Below are 21,756 nucleotides of genomic sequence, written 5' to 3'. Positions count from 1 at the left end.
CAGGCATGGGCTCGTGGAAAACTCCCGACAGTGGTCTTACTCAACAGCAGGTCCAGCAACGCATCGAGTTGGGGCACGTCAACGAGCTGCCGCCAACATCCGGGCGCAGTGTGTGGGACATTATCCGTGCCAATGTGTTTACCCGGATTAACGGTATTCTCGCTGTTTTATTCGCAGTCGTGCTCTATACCGGCTCAATCGTCAACGGTGCCTTTGGTCTGCTGATTATCGCCAACTCTATCGTCGGCATCATCCAAGAACTGCGTGCCAAGCGCACACTGGACAAGCTTTCCATTGTCGGCCGTGCAAAACCCATGGTCATTCGCGACGGGGAGCCTGCTCGCGAGATCGACCGCGAGTCCGTCGTCCTCGACGATCTCATCGAGGTTGGTCCCGGTGACCAAATCGTCGTTGACGGTATTCTCCGCTACGCCTCTGACGTGGCTGTCGATGAGTCCTCTCTCACCGGTGAATCCGATGCCGTCGATAAGAGCGTTGGGGACATGGTCTACTCGGGTTCCTCGGTCGTGGTGGGGTCGGCGCGATATCAGGCCACCAAAGTGGGCAAGGAGGCTTACGCCGCCAAGCTCGCAGCTGAGGCCAACAAATTCACGCTGACTGATTCCCAGCTCTTCCGCGGCATCAACAAGATCCTGACCTACATTTCCTGGATTCTCATTCCCGTCGGCGCCTTGGCAATCTATACGCAGCTCTTTGTCGCCGGCGATGATTTCAACGATGCGCTGCTGGGGATGGTCGCCACGCTGGTGCCCATGGTCCCTGAGGGGCTTGTCCTCATGACCACCATCGCATTTGCCCTTGGGGTGGTGCGCTTGGGGCGACATCGCGTGCTGGTCAATGAGTTGCCCGCCATCGAAGGTCTCGCGCGTGTCGACACCGTGTGTGTCGACAAAACTGGCACGCTCACCGAAAATGCGATGCAGCTAGTGGAAGTCGACATCGTATCGGGTGACGGTACCTCCCGCGATGAGGTCGACTCCGCACTCATCGATCTGTGCAAGCTCGACGATCGCCCCAACGCAACGGCTCGTGCACTGCTCGATGGACTTGCGGACGCAGGGGACGTCGTAAAGCATGAACAAACCAAAACCCGCCCCTTTACCTCGGCGAATAAGTGGTCGGCGCTGACGTATCACGGCGGTGCGACGTGGGTTTTCGGCGCGCCCGATGTGCTTGTCGACGACTCCGCGGTCGGCATGCAGAAAGCTCGGGAGCTTATGGAGAAAGGACTTCGTGTGCTCCTGCTCGCGCGGACCTCAGTTGGGGCAGATGACCTGCCCGGCGGTGCGCTGCGGAAGAGTGGCGAGGTGGAGTTGGAGCCAGTCGCACTTGTCGTGCTGGGGCAGAAGGTGCGTTCCGATGCGGCGGACACGGTGGCCTACTTCTATGAAGAAGGCATCGAGGTCAAGGTCATTTCTGGTGACAATGACCGCTCCGTGGGGGCTGTTGCACGTGAGCTGGAAATGGAGGGGGCTAACAATCCTGTCGATGCGTCTGAGCTTCCGGTCAGCCGCGATGAGAATAGCGAAGCCAAGCCCACCGAGATCCGCAACGAGTTCGCAGACATTGTGGAGTCGCGGCAGATCTTCGGCCGTGTCACGGCGGAGAATAAGCGCGATATGGTTCATGCGCTGCAGTCGCGGGGGCATCATGTGGCGATGACCGGTGATGGTGTCAATGATGTGCTGGCGCTGAAAGCGGCGAACCTGGGCGTGGCTATGGGGGATGGGGCGCCGGCGACACGTTCGGTTGCGCAGTTGGTGCTGTTGGATAATCGCTTCGCCATGATGCCGATGATTGTGGCGGAGGGGCGTCGCGTCATTGGCAATATCGAGCGCGTGGCCAACCTCTTCTTGACGAAGACTATCTACTCGGTGGTGCTGGCGCTGGCTGTGGGGCTGTGGGGGATGGATTATCCATTCGAGCCGATTCATGTGACCATTACGGGATGGTTCACGATTGGAATCCCGGCCTTCGTGCTGTCGTTGGCTCCTAACTTGGAGCGTGCGCGCGATGGTTTCGTACGGCGCGTGTTGCGCTTAGCGATACCGGCGGGCATCACGGTGGGGTTGTTGACCTTCATGTTTTGGTTGTGGGCAAACCCGGGAGTCGACGCCAGCGATGCGGCACGAGGGGAGGCGTCTACTGCGACCCTCATTGTGCTGATTGTTTCGGCATTTTGGGTTTTGGTGGTCGTGGCTAGGCCATACACCTGGTGGAAGGTTCTGTTGCTGGCGGTATCGGCAGGAGCCTACCTGTTCATCTTCTCGGTTCGTTCAGTGGCCACAGTGCTTAATCTGTACTGGGTAGGGCGGGAGCTGTTGATTCCCGCGCTGATCGTGGGGGCCATCGGCGCGGTCATTATCGAAGCGCTGTGGTGGTGGCGTCAGAGTAAGCCATTGCCGGAAGAAGCGGAGAACACGAGTACAACGGCGTAAATGGGGGTAGTAAAAACGGCGCCTAAGTATGCAGGTAATGGCGTTTTTGGGGGTGCCTTAAGGCTCGCTGAGAAGTAGTTAGTCGCATTTAACTTCTTTGCTAACTGTGTTCCAGGTAACTTTGTTTCCACACATAATGAAAAATGTGGTGCATGGCACACCCTCGGGGTGGCTGTGCTGAACCTCATTACGAACACCTGCATAACTTCCTGGAAAGGATTAGCCCGTGTCCGCAACTCCCTTGCCGACAGACCGGCATAAGCCACAGGCGGCCGAGTACCGCTACGTGCAAAACTCAGCGCAGTTCCAAGAGCTCCGCTCTACATTCCGTTCTTTCGCCATCCCGATGACCGTCGCAGGTCTGGTGTGGTACATCGCATTCGTTTTGCTTGCGACGTTCGCGCCGGATCTCATGGCGACTCCCGTACTGGGCAATATCAACCTGGGCATCGTCCTTGGTCTGCTTCAGTTCGTGACCACCTTCGCCATCACTTGGGTGTACATCAACTTCGCCAACAAGAAGCTTGAGCCGATGCAGGCAGAGCTGCGCGAGGCACTGGAAAGCGGAGAAATCGCTGAAATCGTCGCAAAGAAGGAGGCATAGGCATGCTGACTAGTTTCTTTGCTGCAGATGACACTGCAGCAGCAGGTAACCCGATTCTCAACATCGCGGTCTTCGTCGCCTTCATTGTTGCGACCATGTTCATCGTTACTCGAGTGGGCAAGGGCGGAAACAAGGGAGCATCAGACTTTTACACCGGTGGCGCACAGTTCTCCGGTACCCAAAACGGTCTTGCCATTGCGGGTGACTACCTCTCGGCGGCTTCCTTCCTCGGTATCGTCGGCGCCATCGCGCTGACTGGTTACGATGGATTCCTTTACTCCATCGGCTTCTTCGTAGCCTGGCTGGTCGCGCTGCTGTTGGTTGCAGAGCCGCTGCGTAACGTCGGTAAGTTCACCATGGCCGACGTGCTGTCCTTCCGTCTTAAGCAGCGCCCGGTACGTACTGCGGCTGCTATCTCGACCCTCGCGGTGACCCTGTTCTACCTCATCGCGCAGATGGCCGGTGCAGGTTCCCTGGTCGCCGTGCTGCTCAACATTCACGACTCCACTCAGCAGTCCATCGTTGTCGCGGTCGTCGGCATCATCATGGTTGCTTACGTTCTCATCGGTGGTATGAAGGGCACGACTTACGTGCAGATGATTAAGGCCGTCCTGCTGGTCGGTGCTGTCATCATCATGACCCTGATCATCCTGGTTGGCGTTAAGGGTAACTTCTCCCAGCTCCTGCAGGACGCAGTGGACATGCACGCGAGCTCGGATCACATCGCCGAGAAGGGCTACGAAGCCTCCGCCATTCTTGAGCCGGGTCTGAAGTACGGCGGCTCCTTCGTTCAGCAGCTGGACTTCGTCTCTCTGGGCCTGGCACTGGTCCTCGGTGTTGCTGGTCTGCCGCACGTGCTCATGCGCTTCTACACGGTGCCGACTGCAAAGGAAGCTCGTAAGTCCGTGACCTGGGCAATCATCCTCATCGGTGGTTTCTACCTGTTGACCCTGGTACTCGGTTACGGCGCCGCCGCACTTGTTGGTCCGGACCGAATCAACGCCGCCCCGGGCGGAGCCAACGCTGCAGCTCCGCTGCTGGCCTTCGAAATCGGTGGCTCCATCTTCATGGCAGTGATTTCCGCAGTGGCGTTCGCTACCGTGCTGGCCGTGGTCGCTGGTCTGGCAATTACCGCTTCCGCGTCTGTCGGCCAGGACCTCTACCAGGCCGTGATCCGCAAGGGACAGGCCACGGAAGCCGAGCAGGTTCGTGTCTCCCGCATTACCGTAATCGTGCTGGGCGTTGTCGCCATTATCCTCGGCATCCTGGCCATGGGGCAGAACGTCGCCTTCTTGGTGTCGCTGGCCTTCGCAGTGGCAGCATCCGCAAACGTACCAACCATCCTGATGTCCCTGTTCTGGAAGCGCTTCAACACCGCAGGCGCAGTTGCCTCCATGTACACCGGTGTCATCGCCTCGCTGGTTCTGATTATCTTCTCCCCGGCAGTTTCCGGCAGCGAGTCCTCGATGATTCCGTCGGTTGACTTCTCCTGGTTCCCGCTGACCTCGCCGGGTCTGCTCGCAATCCCGCTGGCGTTCCTGGCTGGCATCATCGCCACCTACATGGGCAAGCCGGATAACTTCGATGACCTGGCAGCTGAGATGGAAGTTCGCTCCCTGACCGGTGTTGGCACCGAGGCTGCGGTTGATCACTAATAACCACTGCGTCCTTGGCTGGCAACGCTGCCCGAACAGCTCAGCCAATCGCAATTAACTGAATAGACAAATGCAAGGGCCCCGTTATCGTCACTGGTAGCGGGGCCTTTGTGGTGGCCGCGGGGTCGTCGTCAAGCGTGTGCGAATCAGTGCATGATAGTTAATGGACGGGCCTGTTGCCCTGGCTCCGCAGGGGCTCGCGGAAGCGAGCACGGAGTCTTAGATATAAGGTGGGAAGGTAACAATCTGGTTTGCCCCACCGCAATAATTGGAGTGTGTATGACTGACAATTCTGGCGCTTCTGAGAACAACAATTCTTTCCGTAGCGCCCTGCATGATGAGCACGTAAGCCTTGGCGCAGAAATGCGCAATGTTGGTGGCTACGAAGTGCCGTTCCGCTACTCTTCGGAAATTGCAGAGCACAACGCAGTGCGTGAGGCCGTTGGTGTTTTCGACCTGTCGCTGATGGGTATCATCCGCGTCACTGGTGAGGATGCGGCGGCGTTCCTTGCACACTCCCTGATTTCGGCAATCAAGCCGCTGGCGTTGGGTCGTGCCAAGTACACCATGATTGTGCAGGAAGACGGCGGCATTATTGATGACCTCATCATTTACCGCCTCGGTAGTCACGAATTCATGCTGGTGCAGAATGCCGCAGCCGCTGAAGATGTGTACTCGACGCTGCGCGAGCGCGTTGGTGGCTACAACGTCGAGGTTGAGCGCATGAATGACAAGAATGTGCTCCTGGCCATTCAAGGGCCGAAGGCTGCGAAGCTTCTGCGCCGTCTGTTGCCACAGGATCTGCACGCGACTCTCGATGGCATGAACTACTACTCTTGCACTCTGCTCGAGGTCGCAGGTGTGGAAATGATTGTCGCCCGAACCGGCTACACCGGTGAGGACGGCTTCGAGATCTTCCCGCCGGCTGACCGCGCCGTCGAGGTCTGGCGTGCAATCATTGCAGCAGGTGGCAAGGTGGAAAACCCGGAGGATCCGGCTGACAACGGCGCTGACCTCGGCCTGCTGCCGTGTGGTCTGGCCTGCCGCGACACCCTGCGTCTTGAGGCCGGTATGCCGCTCTATGGATACGAGCTGACTCGAGACCGCACTCCGCTGGAGGCCGGCCTGAAGTCCATCATGGGGCCGACCAAGGGGCAGTTTATTGGTCGCAACGCACTGATTAATCGTCCGCAGTCGAAGGAGCTACTGGTTGGTCTGCGTTTCTCCGGTGATGAAGCTCCGAAGCGTGGCACCAAGCTCATTGATGCGGAAGGTAACGAGGTTGGCGTGCTGACTTCCGCCAAGGTGTCGCCGACTTTGGGTCACCCCATCGGTTTTGCATACGTTCAGCGTTGGCAGTCCTCCACTGGCACGGAGCTGACCGTTGAAGGCGCCGACATTACCGCCACCGTCGTTCCGACGCCGTTCTACAATCGCCGTCACCGCAAGTAGGGGAGCCCGGGTGCTCCGCCGCATTGTGGCGGGCTCAGATCTGTTCAGGCTCGTCTCTTCGTATCTGTTGGGTAAATAAAAAAATCCGCTGCAGAATTTTTGCAGCGGATTTTGGTGTTTTAGGGCGAGCTAGCGCACCTCACCTAACTAAGTCCCGAGCCGACGAACCTCGCCGTCCGAGACGAACCTAGCGGAACAGGCCGGTGAGCCCTTGATTATCTTCGCTTGGCTGCTCGTCTTGCTCCGATTCCGATTCCGTCGGCTCGCCGGAGGTAGTCGGAGTCGTTGAAGTATCGGGCGGCGTGGAAGAATCAGAGGTCGTCGAGCTCTCCGTCTCACTAGTCTCCGTTGTGCTCTCGCTCGGAGTCGTCGGCTCAGGTTCCTGAGGCTGTGGCTCAGAGGTCGTCGAAGTAGTGGAGATCCACATTTGCTGCGATGTCGGGTTCGCGGGGGTTTGCTGCAGCACCGTCCACACCTCCTGCTCGCCGACTTGTGCGCATTCAAGATTCTGGCCGTTGGCGCTCATTCGTATTTCGCCGGTCTGGTTCGGGCACAGCTGCCCGATGCGCGGCGTACCGCCTTCTCGAACCTTTGGTCCCGTCGTCGTCGGCGAGCTTGTCGACGACGCCGTAGTAAGCGAGCTTGACGACGAGGTTTGCGTCGCGGCAACCTCCTCGCCTTCGTTGTTGGCGCAGCTGGTGGCCGTGGCTGCGAAGGTGAGGAAGCAGCAGGCCAGCGCCAGGTGCCGGCGGTGATTGCGCCGGCTAGTAGTGAGTTGAGGGTGCTGTACAGCTGACAGCTGAGTTCGCGTATTCACATCCATCTCACTTTCTGGGCTTCTCGGGCCTGCGTTGCGTGGTTTAATTCCCGGCTTTCTGGGTCGGCGTCTCCTGAAAAACCACTGGGGGTGCCAGCTGTAGGTTTACTTGCCGAGTTACTGGCATGGAAGGAGCTGGCATCCAATAGATAGGTTGATTCAACCGGAAACTATACAGTCGACTTTTCGATTTGCATACTGGATGCTTCTAATCGTGGCAGAACGGGTGCGGTAGGGAAAGGCAATTCGTCTGTGAAGTCATAAGTGGTTTTGATAGCGTGTGTCCCATGTATCGGCGCACCCCGAATCGATTCCCCGTAAAGAGTAATGCGGATTTGTTCGCTCGGCGCAGTGGCGCGTGGATACTGGATTCGTTCCTTGTAGGAATCTTTGTTGCCATCATTATGGCACTTGGCAAACTTGCGTGGGAAGCAGCCATGGCGAACTGGGCGCTGCCGAGTCCGCCAGAGTTCAGGATTTTGTATGGTGTCATATTCCCAGCTGTCTTTTTCTTTGTGCGCGTGGTTGCAGAGGCTCGCGGTGAACAGACGTTTGGTAAAAGCGCATTTTTGCTACACGTTGTTCCAGCGCGGAAAGCAGACTCTGGGGCAACTCCGTTCGAAGTCGCTCAGCCAGAGGGAACATCGGAGCTCGAATCAGGAGACGATTCTTGGCACAGAGGTTGGCGGGCAGCGGTACGTAATTGTTACCTATTGTCGCTGATTTTCTTGCCTACGGGTTTTGAGCCAAACGTTGAACTGTTTTTTGGTGTCCTGATGATTTGGGTTGCTGTTTGCCGCTGGCACCCATTCGACTGGTTGGCAGGAAAACGCGTCGTTGTTGAAAGGCGTAGCGAGCGCTAACGTTCGAGCAAGCGTCAGGCCCTGGCTCTTTCCTCCTCGGCCTCAACCTCAGCGTTGAATTCTCGTTTAGAAGACTGCCACTGGTCTTCGGTCATACCGATACGCCAGTAGCCAGAAATGGAAACGTCTTTCTTCGGGATCTCAGATTCGACGAAGAGGAAGCGGCGCAATTCCTTGATCATCTCGGCGACACCGTGGATGAACCAGCTAGTTTTCTTACCTTCTGGAATGCCCGCCTCGCGCACTGCGCGGGATAGCTCTGTGCCGTGGGTTGCGCCGTTGCGGAGGACCCAATGGACTTCCACACCCTCTCGGGTTGGGAGCTCAAACTTCCGATCTTCGGACTCGATTTCGATGTATGCGGTTGCGGTCGTGCCTGCTGGGAGGTGCTTCAGTCCGGCGCTGATAGCTGGCGCTGCGGACTCGTCTCCGGCGAGTACAAAGTGTTCATATTCTGCTGCAGGTCCCCATGCGCCTCCTGGCCCTAAGAAGCCACGCTTGTCTCCGATTTCGGCTACGCGTGCCCACGGTCCAGCCAGGCCGGAATCGCCGTGGGTGACGAAGTCGACGTCAAAGTCGCCGGTTTCGGAGTCCACATTAATCAGAGTGTATGTGCGGGTGATTGGCAGTTTGTCTCGCGGCTGTTCGGCGCGAATTTTCGCAATATCGAACGGCCAGGAGTAATCAGCGTCCTCTGGCACAAACAATAATTTGATGTAATGGTCGGTAAACTCCAGCTCCTTGCCCACAAATGCAGGCGAGTTCATGCTCAAACGAACAAGGTCTGGGGAAATCTGGCGACGTCCAGTAACTGTTGCCTCGTGTGCCTTACGGGGCTTACGCTTCGGTGCTGCTGCTTTAGCTAGGCCAGCCATAGTTGTCACTGTCCTTCAACAAGTCTTGGGCTGTTTTGTACTGGCGGAAGTCTACACGCCACGTGATTAGGTAAGCCTAACACAAGTGTTTCTGGAAATTGCTGGGTGATGCGTTCTCAGGAGGGGGCGTAGTGGCCGGTCGTGAGAAAAACAAAGAACCCTCGCGCCCTATATGTAAAAGGTCACGAGGGTATTTGTGCCCCAGAGAGGAATCGAACCTCCGACACCGGCTTTAGGAGAGCCGTGCTCTATCCACTGAGCTACTAGGGCAATCATCTTCCGGGTAAAACAGCCGTGAAAACACATTCTCGGCGGCCGGAAAATTACTTCATCACTTTAACGCATCTGCGAGCTCTAGTGGCAATTGGGTCCTCGACCTGACACGCAAACATGCAGGAAGCTCGCTATTACCCCCATGTGCTTTTGTGCTCGGCGGTGCCGCCCGGAATCTGGCTAACATGGTTTATAACGAGCGACTTTCTTGCGCTTGCGGTCGCAACAGCGCTACTTATTTTCCGGTCGCTGTTTTGGAGGAGGATGACAATATGATTAAGCCAACTTTCACGGATGTCAACGGTGTCAAGATTAAGTGCTCCATGACCACGGACTCGGACAAGCCGCACCTTTTGGTTTCGCGCATGGAAGATGATGGCTCTTTGACTCCGATTCTGGAGATGAACGTGTACGACTCCAAGTACATGGCCAACGCTTGCGAGATTTACTTGAAGCAGGCCGCTTCGGCTAACCTCCAGGGTTCGATGGCTGGCCTGTCTCCAGATGAGATGGCTGAACAGTTCGGTTACGAGGGAGATCCGACCAATCACTAGTCGAAACGACGCCGCCCGCACTCAGGCCGAGAGCCCTGTATACAGCGGATATGTCGATGTAGACGTCATCGGAATCGGCGCCGGTAGTCCGAGCCACATTACGCTCGAGGCTATCGGCGCTCTTGCTGATGTCGACGTAGTTTTTGCTCTCGACAAGGGTGATGCCAAAGCGGACTTGTTGGCTGCGCGACAGGCGATCGTCGATAAGCATGCGCCGCATGTCGAACTCGTTACCGTTCCCGACCCGCCACGTGACCGCACGCCCGATAACTACGGCGCAGTCGTCCGTGACTGGCATCAGCGCCGTGCAGAGCTGCTTGCCGACGCCTTCGTCGCTCACCTCGGACGAGAGGGCAAGCGCCGCGGTGCGTTCTTGGTCTGGGGTGACCCCTCCTTGTATGACTCAACATTGCGGATTTTGCAGCGCGTCCGCGACCTTGGGCTGGACGTGCGCTCGCGAGTTATCCCCAGTGTGACGGCGATTTCCGCGCTGACCGCAGCGCATGGAGAGTGCCTGAACCAGATTGGTAAGCCGGTATTGATTACCACTGGTCGGCGCCTGGGGGAGCGTGCGCCTGGCATGGATGCGGTGGTGATGCTCGATGGCGGTGCAGCCTGGCTCGAGCACGCGGACCCGGAGGAAGAGATTCTCTGGGGTGCATTCCTGGGAACGGAGCTGGAGACGCTCCGCCGTGGTCGCGTTGGCGACGTCGGCGAAGAGATTGCGGAGCTGAAAAAGAAGCTCCGTGCGGAGCACGGTTGGATTATGGATATCTACCTGCTGCGTTCCGGCGCCTAGGACTGAGCAGTCGTAGCGGTGCCAGTTCGGCTAGCTGACTTTCTTGCCCAAGAAGCCCTCTGCCCACCGGTGGAGGGCTTTTTCGGCGGCTTCGACGCCGTCGGCGACGGTTACCTTGGTGAGGACCTGATCGTCGTTAGGCAACACGCGTGCGGGATCGCCTGCGGGACGGACGGTGATGCTGACGTGGTCGGCATTGATGACCTCGACGGTTGCTAGTGCGAGCATCTCGACGTTCGTCTGCTCAGCAACCGCAAAGCGGTAGGCGGTGTCGTTTTCCCACTCGGTGGTGGAGTTCCGAAGGAACTCGGCGACGGAGTCAGGGGCCAATTCTGTGAGTAATTGGGTTGCGACCGGGGCGTCATCGACGCGGGAATCGTGGCGCAGCGGACGGCAGTAGAAGCGGCCGGCATTTACTTCCATGGGTTCCATACCGTCCACTCTAGACGTCCTGAACAGTGTTTAAGGGCGCCGGGGGAGGGGCTGAAAAGAATCAAGCGGGGCTGGCTGCGAATCCCATCGCAACCAGCCCCGCTTAGAGCTTTAGAACTACTTCAGTTCCATCAGGACATCGCCCTTGCCGACACCTGAGCCAGCCTCGGTAGCCAGACCCGTGACAACGCCGTCCTTGTGAGCCTTGACTGGGTTTTCCATCTTCATGGCCTCAAGGACAACCACGGTGTCACCCTCGGAGACTTCCTGGCCCTCTTCGACGTTGACCTTGATGACGGTGCCCTGCATCGGAGCAACCACAGCGTCACCGGAAGCGGCCTTCTTGGAACCGCCAGCGCGCTTCTTCTTGCTCTTCTTCTTGGCACCAGCGTTGCCGCCGCCCAGAGCCAGGTCGCCCGGCAGGGCTACCTCGACGCGGCGACCGTCGATCTCGACGACAACCTTCTGAGCCGGAACGGTGTCGGTGTCAGCGTCGGAGTCACCGTCGTACGGAGCAATCGGGTTGTCCCATTCCTCTTCAATCCACTTGGTGTAGACGTCAAACTTCTCGCCATCGCCGACAAACGCCGGGTTCTCCACAATGTGGCGGTGGAACGGAATGACCGTTGCCAGGCCCTCAACCTGGTACTCGGACAGAGCACGAGCGGAGCGGCGTAGGGCCTCTTCGCGGGTCTCGCCCCAAACAATCAGCTTGGCCAGCATGGAGTCGAACTGGCCGCCGATGACGTCGCCCTCCTTGATGCCGGTGTCCATGCGGACACCCGGGCCGGACGGTTCGACGTACTTGGTGATGGTGCCCGGAGCCGGCATGAAGTTGCTGCCGGCGTCCTCGCCGTTGATGCGGAACTCGAAAGCGTGACCGCGCATCTCCGGGTCTTCCTTGATGGACAGTTCCTTGCCTTCAGCAATGCGGAACTGCTCGCGGACCAGATCGAGGCCGGTAATTTCCTCGGTGACCGGGTGCTCCACCTGTAGACGAGTGTTGACCTCGAGGAAGTTAATCAGACCGTCAGCGCCAACCAGGTACTCAACGGTGCCCGCACCGTAGTAGCCAGCCTCGCGGCAGATGTCCTTAGCGGACTGGCGCAGGCGCTCATCCTGCTCTGGGGTCAGGAACGGAGCGGGTGCTTCCTCGACGAGCTTCTGGAAACGACGCTGTAGCGAGCAGTCACGGGTGGAGGCGACAACGACGTTGCCGTGCTTATCAGCGAGAACCTGGCACTCGACGTGGCGTGCCTTGTCCAGGTAGCGCTCTACGAAGCACTCACCGCGACCGAAGGCCGCAACGGCCTCACGGGTAGCGGACTCGTAGAGGTCGGCGACCTCTTCCATCTTGTGTGCGACCTTCATGCCGCGGCCACCGCCACCGAAAGCGGCCTTAATGGCGATTGGCAGACCGTGCTCCTTAGCGAACGCGACGACCTCGTCTGCATCCTTAACTGGCTCCTTGGTGCCTGGAGCCATTGGAGCGTCAGCCTTCAGCGCGATGTGACGAGCGGTGACCTTGTCGCCCAGGGCGCGGATGGACTCTGGTGACGGGCCAATCCAGATCAGGCCAGCGTTCTCAACAGCCTCAGCGAAGTCGCCGTTCTCCGACAGGAAGCCGTAGCCCGGGTGGATGGCATTAGCGCCGGACTTCTTTGCGGCGTCCAGAATCTTGTCGAAGACTAGGTACGACTCAGCGGAAGTGGTGCCACCGAGAGCAAAAGCCTCATCCGCCATGGTCACGAAAGGAGCGTCCGCATCCGGCTCGGCGTAAACGGCGACGGAAGGAATGCCTGCGTCCTTCGCAGCGCGAATAACGCGAACGGCAATCTCGCCACGGTTGGCGACGAGAACCTTCGTGATTTTTTCAGTGGTCTGCTCGGACACGAAATCCTCCATTTTTCGTGGGCACCCCGAGAATTGGCCCTCGGGGCAGGTTGCGACAGTCATTTGTAGGAATCACAAGCAGCACTGCAGTTAACTGAGTGGTGAACCGCAATACGGTTAACCACGCGGTAGCTAACAGCGTGTGACCCAATGTCTCCATTGTGTCACAGGTGCGGTAAGCAACCTCTTATTGCTCGCTACATAAGGGGGTAGGGATTGTGGTCTTGAGCAGCGTTCAAGTGAGTGTGGGGGCAGCTGAAGTGGCTATTTTTCGCCCAAAAACCTAGGTTTGTGGTTAAAATTATCACCCAAGAGTGCAACTGCCGCCCCCTTGATCGGGGGCGGCAGGGGGAAACTAAATCTCCGATGTAGAGCCAGTCGCGGACGCCGGAAAACGGTGGGGGAAGCGCCCACCGGTTGCATCGATCGCCTACAGGCTTCCCGGCTCCGAACCGTGGGCAATGGGCATGCCAATCATATTGCCCCACTCAACCCACGAGCCGTCGTAGTTGCGAACATTCTCGTGGCCGAGGAGATGGTGCAGTACAAACCAAGTGTGCGCGGAGCGCTCGCCGATGCGGCAGTAGACAATCGCCTCATCTTCAAATTGGACGTGCGCGTAAATCTGCTCGAGCTCTTCGCGATCGCGGAAACGCGAGTTCGGGTGAACGGACTGATTCCATGGAATGTTTACCGCGGTTGGAATATGGCCACCACGCAGGACGCCTTCCTGTGGGTAATCGACCATGTGGGTTCGTGCACCGGCATACTCCTCCGGAGTGCGCACGTCGATAATCGGAGCCTTTCCAATGAGCTCACGTGTATCGCTGAAGTAGGCACGCATTGTCTTATCGTCGCGCTCGACGACAGGGTAGTCAGTGCGTGGGTAATTGGGGACCTCGAAGCTCGTGTCTCGTTCTTCAGTCATCCAGGCATCGCGGCCACCGTTAAGCAGACGCACGTCGGGATGCCCAAAAAGCTCGAAAACCCAGAGTGTGTAGGCGGCCCACCAGTTGGACTTGTCGCCGTAGATTACGACGGTGTCGTCCCGCGAGATACCCTTCTCGCGCATGAGCTCGGCAAAGCCTTCGGCGTCGATATAGTCGCGGCGCACAGGATCGTTGAGGTCGTGATGCCAGTCGATGCGAACCGCGCCCGGAATATGTCCAATGTCGTAAAGCAGTGAGTCCTCGTCGGATTCAACAACGCGCAGACCGGGAGAGCCCAGTCGGGCAGCAAGCCAGGAGCTAGAGACGAGGCGCTCAGGGTGGGCGTACTGCTGGAACTGGGGGTGCGGGTCGTGCGGAACAGCCATCGGATACTCCCTTGGCGCAAGTTGGGTGGGTGGGACTTTCTGACGTTTATCGTCGATTGCATATCTAGTTTACGGGTCGCGTGGCGAACGGCGGAATAGTCCCCAGTGTGAGCGCTTTCCGACGGCAACAATTGCGTCCGCGGCCACCCTGGGATACGCCTCACAGTTGGGGGTAAAAGCAGTGTTTTCAGCGCGCTTGGAGTCCAGGTAGTGCCCTAAAATTTAGCTGAGAGTTAGCGCAAAAACTGTGTTGATTCGTATCACTGGAAAATGGGCTGAAATGGGCTATCTGCCTGGGTATTCGCTGCGTTACGGAGACAATTGAGTGCCGGAAGTCCATGTATTTTCTTAAAAGGAGTGCCTGTGCACAAGAACATTGTTGTATTCGAGATCGAGGGCGGCTCGGACAAGTACTTCGACGGACACCGCAAGGACACCATGCCAATCGTCAACGCTATCCGCGAAGCCGGTTGGTCCGCTGAGGTCGTCTACTACCGACCGGAGTGGAAGGACGACCTGTACGACTACGTCTCCCAGAACTTCGACGGCTACATCTCCCGCGTAAACCCGGGCAACATCCCGGGTGGTGAGAGGGGCTACTTCGAGCTTCTGACCAGTCTCTCGGTCGCTGGTTTGGTTGGTATGTCCACCCCGGGCGAGATGATGGCCTACGGCGCAAAGGACGCACTGGTCAAGCTCAAGGATACTGACCTGGTTCCGTCTGACACCGCTGCTTACTACGACGTCGAGGCATTCCACAGCACTTTCCCGACCTCCCTGTCCTACGGCGAGCGCGTCCTTAAGCAGAACCGTGGCTCCACCGGATCCGGCATCTGGCGCGTGCGCATCGCTGACGAAGAGGTTGCTAAGAACGTTGAGCCGGGCACCCCGCTGCCGCTAAACACCAAGCTGAAGTGCACCGAGGCCGTGGACAATCACACTGAGACTCGTGAGCTCGGCGAGTTCATGGATTTCTGCGACCAGTACATCATCGGCGATAACGGCATGCTTGTGGACATGCGCTTCATGCCGCGCATCACCGAAGGCGAAATTCGCATTCTGCTGGTCGGCCCGCACCCGGTCTTCGTGGTTCACAAGAAGCCGGCCGAGGGCGGCGACGCTTTCTCCGCAACCTTGTTCTCTGGCGCGAAGTACACCTACAACAAGCCGGAAGAGTGGCAGGACCTCATCGACATGTTTGCTGAGGCTCGCCCGGTCATTGCCGAGAACCTCGGTGGCGACAATATCCCGCTGATCTGGACCGCTGATTTCATGCTGGCAGACGGCGAGAACGGCGAGGACACCTACGTTCTCGGCGAGATCAACTGCTCCTGTGTTGGCTTCACCTCCGAGCTGGATATGGGTATCCAGGAGCTTGTTGCTCAGGAGGCCATCAAGCGCGTTGAGGCTGCTAACAAGTAGTCTCAACAGCTAGGAAAACCGCACCAAATTGGTGCGGTTTTTGCTTTTCGACGGTTCTTGCGATGCCTACCGATTCCAGAACTGGGAGACCGAATAGCCGTAGCGATACAGAGCTCGGCGCACGACAGGTAGCGACAGTCCGATCACACTGGATGAGTCGCCATTGATGCCATCGACAAACCAGCCGCCTAGAGCCTCCAAAGTAAACGCGCCAGCGCACTTCAGCGGCTCGCCCGTCGCAGCGTAGGCACGGATGTCCTCTTCTGGGACTTCAGCGAAATCGAGGGAAGTAATCGCCACCTCAAGGTGCTCGCCCTTTGGTGTCACGACACAGTGACCAGTAATCAGCTCAGCCGTCCGGCCACTCTGTTGATGCCAGCGCTCAATGGTCTTTTCTTCCGTGTGGGGCTTGCCCTGCAACTGCCCGTCGAGAAGCAGCATTGAATCCCCGCCAATGACAATGTCATTGGGGTAGGCCGGAGAGGCAGCGTGTGCCTTGGCCTGCGCGAGTTCCTCGACGATGCGTACCGGCGATGCGTCCGGAAGGGCTGTGATTACGGCATCCTCGTCGACGTTGGGCGCTACTGTGATGGGCTCGATGCCTGCAGAGCGGAGAATGTGCAGTCGCGAAGGGGAAGTGGAAGCCAAGACGATTCGGGGGCTGCTCATAGTTAGTGATTTTAGTGAGGGCGGAATCGTAAAGCCTAATTTTTGTGGCAAACATGCGTGGGGTTGGCCCGATTGTAAGAACAGGCAGATTTTTTTAGATGGCAGCTGCCTTCTAGTGATGTAAAGTAAAGTGGACATCAAGTTAAAGAAAGTACACAGATGAGTGGGGAAGAACGTTCGAACCAGGTCAGGAGATACCGACGCTGGTTGGAGCTGAGCCAAGCGGATTTAGCCGCGCAGGTGGAGGTCTCGCGGCAAACCATTGCAAATATCGAGCGGGGAAATTACTCGCCTTCGGTGTATTTGGCGTTGCGTATCTGCAAGGTCCTGGGAAAAACAGTCGAAGAAATTTTTGGTGAGGAAGGATACTGACAATGTCCTATGCGGATGTCGTAATTGAACGCAACAGCGCCACGGTGGACGATGAGTATCAGCAGATGTTGCTGCATAAGTCCTACACGTACGGGTTCACAATGATGATGTGGGCTAACTACGTGCTTGCAACGGTACTGATTTGGCTCATTCCAGAGCCAAAGATGGTGGGCGTGACAGTGGCAATCATCTTGATGCCGCTGGTTGGACTCCTGTTTTCGCAGCGGTGGTTGCGACGTCAAGTGCCAATGCCGAAGATTAATGGTCTTACAAAAGGCGAGATTGCAGCACTCGTAGCCGTCATTGGGCTGTGGCTGATTGGTTTTATCAGAGTGCAATTGCTCTCTGAGGCAAGCGCTGGTGGGGCACTATCGGAATCGTGGGGATTCATTGCCGGCGCTGTGGTGGGTGCTGCCATCGGTCTGGCGTTTGTGTATTTCCTGTTCAAGGTGGTGTGGCCGGTAGCTCGCAACCGTGATCAGCGTCGGCTGGACCGGGAGCTCGATGACGAGTTTGATGGCGAGTCGCTGGGTGAACAACGCTAGTAATAAGCAGTGGTCAAGGCTAAGGCAGTAACAAAAACCAAAGCGCCACCATCGGAAAACCCGATGGTGGCGCTTTGTGCTAGCGAATCGACGCAGCTAGCGTGCGGTAACGACTACGCGCTAAGCGGTAGCTGTACTAGTAGAAATGGACGTTGCGGAACGTGCCCGGTACGTGCTGGTGCGGCTGGTGGAAACCCTCTTCCAGCCGACCCCAGTTGTTGCGCGGGCCGCGGTCCTCTGGGGCGCCGCCGGCTGCTGCCATCCCTGCGAACAAAAGCGCGAGCGTGGCAGTTTCAGCGTCAGACGGGTTGCCCTTGAGGACGGACATGAACGGTGCAGCCGGGGCTGTAGCGGCGTCCTTGTCTTCGGTTGCTGGGGTGTTTTTGGAATCGGTCACAGCGGAATGTTCCCATGCTTCTTGGCGGGTACGTTAACAACCTTGCGATCCAGTAGACGCAGACCCTCGATGATCTGGCCGCGGGTCTCGCTCGGCGGGATAACGGCGTCGATGAAGCCGCGCTCAGCAGCCATGTACGGGTTGACCAGGGTGGCCTCGTACTCTGCCTCGTACTCCTTCTGCAGTGCGACGACATCCTTGCCCTCGGCCGCAGCAGCCTTGAGCTCCTTGCGGTAGATGAAGCCGACAGCGCCGGAAGCACCCATGACCGCAATCTGAGCGGTCGGCCATGCCAGGTTGATGTCAGCGCCCATGTCCTTGGAGCCCATCACACAGTAAGCTCCGCCGTAGGCCTTACGGGTGATGACGGTAATCTTCGGGACGGTGGCCTCAGCATATGCGTACAGCAGCTTGGCGCCACGGCGGATGATGCCGTCGAACTCTTGGTTGGTGCCCGGCAGGAAGCCTGGAACGTCAACCAGCATGATGATCGGAATGTTGAAGGCGTCACAGGTGCGGACGAAGCGAGCCGCCTTCTCGGATGCCTTGATGTCGAGGCAGCCAGCGAACTGAATCGGCTGGTTGGCGACGAAACCGACCGAGCGACCCTCCACGCGACCGAAGCCGATGACCACGTTCTGTGCGTAGTCCTCCTGAATTTCCAGGAAGTCCTCGTCGTCGACCAGACGGGTGATGACGTCCTTGATGTCGTACGGCTGGTTTGGGGAGTCCGGAATCAGCGTGTCGAGCTCGAGGTCAGTCTCAGTGATGTTGTCAGCGATGGAGCCCTCGAACGGCTCAGCCTCCATGCGAGGAGCCTCAGCGCGGTTGTTGGACGGCAGGTAGCTGACTAATTCCTGAACGAAAGTCAGAGCGTCTTCGTCATCAGCGGCGGTGTAGTGCGAAGTACCGGAGGTGCTCATGTGAGTACCAGCGCCACCCAGCTCTTCCTGTGTGACCTCTTCGCCAGTGACGGTCTTAATAACGTCCGGGCCGGTGATGAACATCTTGGAAGTGCCATCGACCATGACAATGAAGTCGGTCAGAGCCGGGGAGTAGACGTGGCCACCAGCGCAGGCGCCCATGATCAGGGAGATCTGTGGAATAACACCAGAAGCCTGGGTGTTTCGGAAGAAAATCTGGGAGTAGAGGCCGAGGGAAACAACGCCCTCTTGGATGCGGGCACCAGCACCCTCGTTGATGCCGATAATTGGGACACCGGTCTTGATGGCCAGATCCATGATCTTGACAATCTTTTCACCGTAGACTTCACCGAGCGCGCCACCGAAGATGGCGCCGTCCTGCGAGAAGACACAGACCTGGCGGCCATCGATGGTGCCGTAGCCTGTCACAACACCGTCAGTGACAGGGCGCTTGGCGTCGAGGCCGAAGTTCTTGGAGCGGTGACGTGCGAGAGCGTCAACCTCCACGAACGAGCCCTCGTCCAAGAGGAACTCGATGCGCTCACGAGCGGTCATCTTGCCCTTGTCGTGGACGCGGTCAATGCTGGCCTGGCCCATTGGAGCCTGGGTCTCTGCGAGACGGGCTCGCAGATCGGCCAGCTTTCCAGCAGTAGTGGTCAAATCCGGGGTTTCACCGGTTGATGTATTTGCGGCAGTCGTCATACCAACTAGTTTACGTTTCGAAAACGGGGGGAGGTAGTTGGGGGCAATCGCTGTTAACAAAAGTAGGGGTAATGACTAGCTCGTTGTACAGCAAAAAGCCTGCTCTTACAGTGGAATATTGCCGTGCTTGCGCGCAGGCCACGGTACTTTCTTTGAAGTTAGCAGGCGCAGATTTTTTATCACTCGAGTTCGTGTCTCGGAGGGGAGGATGACTTCATCAATTAACCCCCGTTCGGCGGCACGATAAGGCGTGAGCATGTGTTGCTCGTATCCCATTTCCAGTTCAGCAATGAGTTCTTTCACACTCTCGGGAGTGCCAAATCTATCGGCCGCTGGATCTGCTGCGAGAGCTGCTTCGGTGGCGGTTCGAATCTCGGCACGATGGAGGAAGCGTACTGCGCCAGAGGCGCCCATCACGGCGATCTGTGCCGTCGGCCAAGCCAGATTTACATCCGCGCCGAGCCCCTTTGACCCCATCACGCAATAAGCACCGCCATAGGCCTTGCGCATGGTGACGGTGATTTTAGGAACGGTTGCTTCTGCATACGCATAGAGCAATTTAGCGCCACGGCGCAGAATTCCCTGGTGTTCTTGATTTGAACCGGGGAGAAAGCCGGGTACGTCTACGAGAAAGACGAGTGGAATGTTGAAACAATCGCAGGTTCGGACGAATCGCGCGGCCTTCTCCGCTGCATCGATATCTAGGCAGCCCGCGAATTCCATGGGCTGATTAGCGACAAACCCAACAGATTGACCATTGAGACGGCCAAGGCCAATTACGACATTGGCTGCCCGGTTTTCCTGGATTTCCAGGAACTCCGCATCGTCGCAAAGCGCGTAGATGACTTCATGCACGTCGTACGGCGTGGATGGGCTGTCGGGAATGAGACTGTCGAGGGTGCGATCAGTGTCGGTGATTTCGTCACTGGCATCGGAATCCCAGCTGGGCGCGGGGGAGGTTGTGTTGTTGGGGAGGTAGTCCAGCAAATCGCAGACCCAGTCGAGTCCATCCTGCTCGCTAGTGGCGGTGTAGTGGGAGTTTCCGGCGATCTCCATATGGGTGTCGGCGCCGCCGAGCTCGTGCTGGCTGATTTTTTCGCCAGTGACTGTTTCGATTACGTCAGGGCCGGTGACGAACATACGGGAGCTTTCCTCCACCATGACAACGAAGTCCGTCAGTGCTGGGGAGTAGGCATTTCCGCCCGCACAGGCACCAAAAATGACTGAAATCTGCGGAATGACGCCGCTGGCGCGAACGTTGTGGTGGAACGTCTGGGCAATAAAGTCCAGTGAGACTGCGCCATCTTGGATGCGGGCGCCGGCGCCTTCGTACATGCCAATAAGGGGGCGGCCGGTAGTGATGGCAAGTTCCTGAATCTTGACCATCTTTTCGCCGTAGACCTCTCCGAGTGCACCACCGAAGATTGTGCCGTCCTGAGAGAAGATGCAGACCTCACGGCCGTCTATGGTTCCCCAGCCGGTGATGATTCCGTCGGTCACGGGGCGTTTGGCTTCCATCCCAAATGCGGTAGTGCGGTGGCGGGCTAGCGCATCAAATTCGACAAAAGATCCTTCGTCCAGCAGGTAGTCAATGCGCTCGCGGGCATTCATGCGCTCAGTCAGTTTGAGCTTGTCGTAGCCCCGCGACCCCATCGGAGTCAGTGCAGCAGTGCGTCGGCGTAGAAGGTCTTCATTGAGAAAAGCGGTGGTGTGTTGCTCCGCCGCCAAACGTGAGGAAATAGTCATGTTATGGAATGTAGTGTTTGGGAAGGAAAATAGTAAAGCAGGCGAGCTGTGATGATTCTCACGCTGTCGAGCTCTTGAGAAAGGTCACGACTCAGTGAATCCGGCCATGGCGCTAGACTGCTGTGCATGACCAACCCCAGGATTGTTGCTTCCCGCAAGCCTCTTGACGCCACGCGTGTGCGCGCAGCCGCGCCGGGCTGGAATTCCATTGAGGTTGTCGAAACCACTGGTTCGACCAACGCTGATCTTCGGAAACAGGCGGCACTGGGGCAGGTGGCAGATCTCAGTGCGCTTATCGCCTCGGAGCAGACCGCAGGTCGCGGTCGACTGAGTCGTAGTTGGACGGCCCCGAAGGGTGCGTCCATTGCACTCAGCGCGCTGCTGCGCCCGGAAGGGCTCGCACCCGAGCAACTGGGTCTGTTGCCGTTAGTCGCGGGCCTCGCAGTTGTCGATGCTGTTGTGGAAGTTGCGGGTCTTGCGCCTGAACGCGTTTCCCTGAAGTGGCCGAACGATGTCCTGGTTGACGGTCGTAAGCTCTGCGGAATTCTGGTGGAGGCCGCGTCGCTGACACCGCCAATTCTCATTCCGGGAATCGGCATCAACGTTTCCCTGCAGGAAGATGAGCTGCCGGTGCCACACGCCATTTCGCTATACCTGGCGGGAGCGGAAAACCTCGACCGCGACGACATCTCCGCTGGTGTGCTGCGTGCGCTGGGACGTCGTCAAGCGCAGTGGCGAAAGGGCGATGCGGAGCTGCTGCGGGACTACGAGGCGGTGTGCGCGACCATCGGTTCGAACGTGCGCGTGGAGTTGCCGGGGGATCGCGTGCTGGTGGGCAAGGCGGTTGGCGTGCGTGCCGACGGCGAATTGATCGTCACCGATGAAGCTGGCACAAGTCACTTTGTTGCGGCCGGTGACGTGTTCCATGTTCGTGCCACTGACGGCGGCTATGCGTCCCCGCAGGCTGATTCGGAGCGGGGGTAGTGCTG

20 protein-coding genes and 1 tRNA gene are annotated in these 21,756 nt (G+C 58.0%); 11 read left to right on the top strand and 10 right to left on the bottom strand.

Going from position 1 to position 21,756, the window contains the following annotated elements; genetic code table 11:
- The first annotated feature begins 5 nt into the window (after positions 1-5).
- The 4 genes from QP995_RS08115 (at position 6) to gcvT (ending at position 6,170) form a co-directional block, all read left to right on the top strand.
- Positions 6-2,459 (top strand): HAD-IC family P-type ATPase, encoded by a 2,454-nt coding sequence (locus QP995_RS08115; protein ID WP_284853095.1) that lies wholly within the window; start codon positions 6-8, stop codon positions 2,457-2,459.
- 226 nt (positions 2,460-2,685) lie between these two features.
- Positions 2,686-3,063 carry a DUF485 domain-containing protein gene (locus QP995_RS08110; protein ID WP_070437585.1) on the top strand — a complete coding sequence of 126 codons (378 nt, stop codon included), beginning with the start codon at positions 2,686-2,688 and terminating at the stop codon, positions 3,061-3,063.
- Between the two features lie 2 nt (positions 3,064-3,065).
- Positions 3,066-4,718, top strand: a complete 1,653-nt coding sequence (locus tag QP995_RS08105) for a monocarboxylic acid transporter (protein ID WP_016423297.1) — start codon at positions 3,066-3,068, stop codon at positions 4,716-4,718.
- A 279-nt stretch (positions 4,719-4,997) separates the two neighbouring features.
- Positions 4,998-6,170, top strand: a complete 1,173-nt coding sequence (gene gcvT, locus QP995_RS08100) for a glycine cleavage system aminomethyltransferase GcvT (protein WP_016423296.1) — start codon at positions 4,998-5,000, stop codon at positions 6,168-6,170.
- Between the two features lie 187 nt (positions 6,171-6,357).
- On the opposite strand, the gene QP995_RS08095 is transcribed toward gcvT, so the two are convergent.
- Positions 6,358-6,993 (bottom strand): hypothetical protein, encoded by a 636-nt coding sequence (locus tag QP995_RS08095; protein ID WP_016423295.1) that lies wholly within the window; start codon positions 6,991-6,993, stop codon positions 6,358-6,360.
- Between the two features lie 281 nt (positions 6,994-7,274).
- Between QP995_RS08095 and QP995_RS08090 the strand changes: the two genes are divergently transcribed.
- Positions 7,275-7,850 (top strand): RDD family protein, encoded by a 576-nt coding sequence (locus QP995_RS08090; RefSeq protein ID WP_070545928.1) that lies wholly within the window; start codon positions 7,275-7,277, stop codon positions 7,848-7,850.
- Between the two features lie 14 nt (positions 7,851-7,864).
- On the opposite strand, the gene QP995_RS08085 is transcribed toward QP995_RS08090, so the two are convergent.
- Together QP995_RS08085 and QP995_RS08080 are read right to left on the bottom strand one after the other, a co-directional pair.
- Complete coding sequence (locus QP995_RS08085; RefSeq protein ID WP_016423293.1) at positions 7,865-8,725, bottom strand: siderophore-interacting protein; 861 nt, start codon at positions 8,723-8,725, stop codon at positions 7,865-7,867.
- 197 nt (positions 8,726-8,922) lie between these two features.
- A tRNA-Arg gene (locus tag QP995_RS08080) sits at positions 8,923-8,995 on the bottom strand.
- A 275-nt stretch (positions 8,996-9,270) separates the two neighbouring features.
- On the opposite strand from QP995_RS08080, the gene QP995_RS08075 reads away from it, so the two are divergent.
- Together QP995_RS08075 and cobF are read left to right on the top strand one after the other, a co-directional pair.
- On the top strand, positions 9,271-9,552 hold the full coding sequence (locus QP995_RS08075; RefSeq protein ID WP_016423292.1) for a cg0963 family protein: 282 nt from the start codon (positions 9,271-9,273) through the stop codon (positions 9,550-9,552).
- Complete coding sequence (gene cobF / locus QP995_RS08070; RefSeq protein WP_016423291.1) at positions 9,503-10,351, top strand: precorrin-6A synthase (deacetylating); 849 nt, start codon at positions 9,503-9,505, stop codon at positions 10,349-10,351. The genes QP995_RS08075 and cobF overlap by 50 nt, the downstream gene beginning before the upstream one ends.
- A gap of 30 nt (positions 10,352-10,381) precedes the next feature.
- Here the strand turns inward: cobF and QP995_RS08065 are convergent, their stop codons facing one another.
- The 3 genes from QP995_RS08065 to QP995_RS08055 all read right to left on the bottom strand — a co-directional run bounded on the left by QP995_RS08065 (position 10,382) and on the right by QP995_RS08055 (position 13,991).
- On the bottom strand, positions 10,382-10,783 hold the full coding sequence (locus tag QP995_RS08065) for a hypothetical protein (RefSeq protein ID WP_042388876.1): 402 nt from the start codon (positions 10,781-10,783) through the stop codon (positions 10,382-10,384).
- Between the two features lie 117 nt (positions 10,784-10,900).
- On the bottom strand, positions 10,901-12,688 hold the full coding sequence (locus tag QP995_RS08060; RefSeq protein ID WP_042388874.1) for an acetyl/propionyl/methylcrotonyl-CoA carboxylase subunit alpha: 1,788 nt from the start codon (positions 12,686-12,688) through the stop codon (positions 10,901-10,903).
- 418 nt (positions 12,689-13,106) lie between these two features.
- Positions 13,107-13,991: a sulfurtransferase gene (locus QP995_RS08055; RefSeq protein WP_070545931.1), complete on the bottom strand. Its 885-nt coding sequence runs from the start codon at positions 13,989-13,991 to the stop codon at positions 13,107-13,109.
- 363 nt (positions 13,992-14,354) lie between these two features.
- Here QP995_RS08055 and QP995_RS08050 point away from each other — a divergent pair, with 363 nt between their 5' ends.
- Complete coding sequence (locus tag QP995_RS08050; protein WP_016423287.1) at positions 14,355-15,413, top strand: Cj0069 family protein; 1,059 nt, start codon at positions 14,355-14,357, stop codon at positions 15,411-15,413.
- 66 nt (positions 15,414-15,479) lie between these two features.
- Here the strand turns inward: QP995_RS08050 and QP995_RS08045 are convergent, their stop codons facing one another.
- Entirely contained in the window at positions 15,480-16,082 is a 603-nt protein-coding gene (locus QP995_RS08045) for a Maf family protein (RefSeq protein ID WP_016423286.1), read from the bottom strand.
- Positions 16,083-16,241: 159 nt separating this feature from the next.
- Here QP995_RS08045 and QP995_RS08040 point away from each other — a divergent pair, with 159 nt between their 5' ends.
- A complete protein-coding gene (locus QP995_RS08040) occupies positions 16,242-16,454 on the top strand; it encodes a helix-turn-helix transcriptional regulator (RefSeq protein ID WP_042388872.1) in 213 nt (70 codons plus the stop codon).
- Between the two features lie 2 nt (positions 16,455-16,456).
- On the top strand, positions 16,457-16,999 hold the full coding sequence (locus QP995_RS08035) for a hypothetical protein (RefSeq protein ID WP_016423285.1): 543 nt from the start codon (positions 16,457-16,459) through the stop codon (positions 16,997-16,999).
- A 136-nt stretch (positions 17,000-17,135) separates the two neighbouring features.
- Here QP995_RS08035 and QP995_RS08030 read toward each other — a convergent pair whose 3' ends face one another.
- The 3 genes from QP995_RS08030 to QP995_RS08020 form a co-directional block, all read right to left on the bottom strand.
- A complete protein-coding gene (locus QP995_RS08030) occupies positions 17,136-17,396 on the bottom strand; it encodes an acyl-CoA carboxylase epsilon subunit (protein WP_016423284.1) in 261 nt (86 codons plus the stop codon).
- A complete protein-coding gene (locus QP995_RS08025; RefSeq protein ID WP_016423283.1) occupies positions 17,393-19,021 on the bottom strand; it encodes an acyl-CoA carboxylase subunit beta in 1,629 nt (542 codons plus the stop codon). The genes QP995_RS08030 and QP995_RS08025 overlap by 4 nt, the downstream gene beginning before the upstream one ends.
- A gap of 105 nt (positions 19,022-19,126) precedes the next feature.
- A complete protein-coding gene (locus QP995_RS08020) occupies positions 19,127-20,767 on the bottom strand; it encodes an acyl-CoA carboxylase subunit beta (RefSeq protein ID WP_016423282.1) in 1,641 nt (546 codons plus the stop codon).
- Between the two features lie 126 nt (positions 20,768-20,893).
- On the opposite strand from QP995_RS08020, the gene QP995_RS08015 reads away from it, so the two are divergent.
- On the top strand, positions 20,894-21,751 hold the full coding sequence (locus QP995_RS08015) for a biotin--[acetyl-CoA-carboxylase] ligase (protein WP_016423281.1): 858 nt from the start codon (positions 20,894-20,896) through the stop codon (positions 21,749-21,751).
- The last annotated feature ends 5 nt before the right edge of the window (positions 21,752-21,756 follow it).

The sequence above is a fragment of the Corynebacterium sp. MSK032 genome, assembly GCF_030232065.1.
In the GTDB taxonomy this organism is placed as follows: Bacteria; Actinomycetota; Actinomycetes; order Mycobacteriales; family Mycobacteriaceae; genus Corynebacterium; species Corynebacterium jeikeium_D.
Note: the sequence above shows the minus strand (reverse complement) of the source record. Positions and strands in the feature narration are given on the sequence as shown.

Bases quoted from the DNA above. Each gene is read 5' to 3' on its own strand.
- QP995_RS08115 (WP_284853095.1), top strand. From the start codon at position 6: ATGGGCTCGTGGAAAACTCCCGACAGTGGTCTTACTCAACAGCAGGTC.
- QP995_RS08105 (WP_016423297.1), top strand. From the start codon at position 3,066: ATGCTGACTAGTTTCTTTGCTGCAGATGACACTGCAGCAGCAGGTAAC.
- gcvT (WP_016423296.1), top strand. From the start codon at position 4,998: ATGACTGACAATTCTGGCGCTTCTGAGAACAACAATTCTTTCCGTAGC.
- QP995_RS08095 (WP_016423295.1), bottom strand. From the start codon at position 6,993: ATGGATGTGAATACGCGAACTCAGCTGTCAGCTGTACAGCACCCTCAA.
- QP995_RS08090 (WP_070545928.1), top strand. From the start codon at position 7,275: ATGTATCGGCGCACCCCGAATCGATTCCCCGTAAAGAGTAATGCGGAT.
- QP995_RS08085 (WP_016423293.1), bottom strand. From the start codon at position 8,725: ATGGCTGGCCTAGCTAAAGCAGCAGCACCGAAGCGTAAGCCCCGTAAG.
- QP995_RS08075 (WP_016423292.1), top strand. From the start codon at position 9,271: ATGATTAAGCCAACTTTCACGGATGTCAACGGTGTCAAGATTAAGTGC.
- cobF (WP_016423291.1), top strand. From the start codon at position 9,503: ATGAGATGGCTGAACAGTTCGGTTACGAGGGAGATCCGACCAATCACT.
- QP995_RS08065 (WP_042388876.1), bottom strand. From the start codon at position 10,783: ATGGAACCCATGGAAGTAAATGCCGGCCGCTTCTACTGCCGTCCGCTG.
- QP995_RS08060 (WP_042388874.1), bottom strand. From the start codon at position 12,688: ATGGAGGATTTCGTGTCCGAGCAGACCACTGAAAAAATCACGAAGGTT.
- QP995_RS08055 (WP_070545931.1), bottom strand. From the start codon at position 13,991: ATGGCTGTTCCGCACGACCCGCACCCCCAGTTCCAGCAGTACGCCCAC.
- QP995_RS08045 (WP_016423286.1), bottom strand. From the start codon at position 16,082: ATGAGCAGCCCCCGAATCGTCTTGGCTTCCACTTCCCCTTCGCGACTG.
- QP995_RS08040 (WP_042388872.1), top strand. From the start codon at position 16,242: ATGAGTGGGGAAGAACGTTCGAACCAGGTCAGGAGATACCGACGCTGG.
- QP995_RS08035 (WP_016423285.1), top strand. From the start codon at position 16,457: ATGTCCTATGCGGATGTCGTAATTGAACGCAACAGCGCCACGGTGGAC.
- QP995_RS08025 (WP_016423283.1), bottom strand. From the start codon at position 19,021: ATGACGACTGCCGCAAATACATCAACCGGTGAAACCCCGGATTTGACC.
- QP995_RS08020 (WP_016423282.1), bottom strand. From the start codon at position 20,767: ATGACTATTTCCTCACGTTTGGCGGCGGAGCAACACACCACCGCTTTT.
- QP995_RS08015 (WP_016423281.1), top strand. From the start codon at position 20,894: ATGACCAACCCCAGGATTGTTGCTTCCCGCAAGCCTCTTGACGCCACG.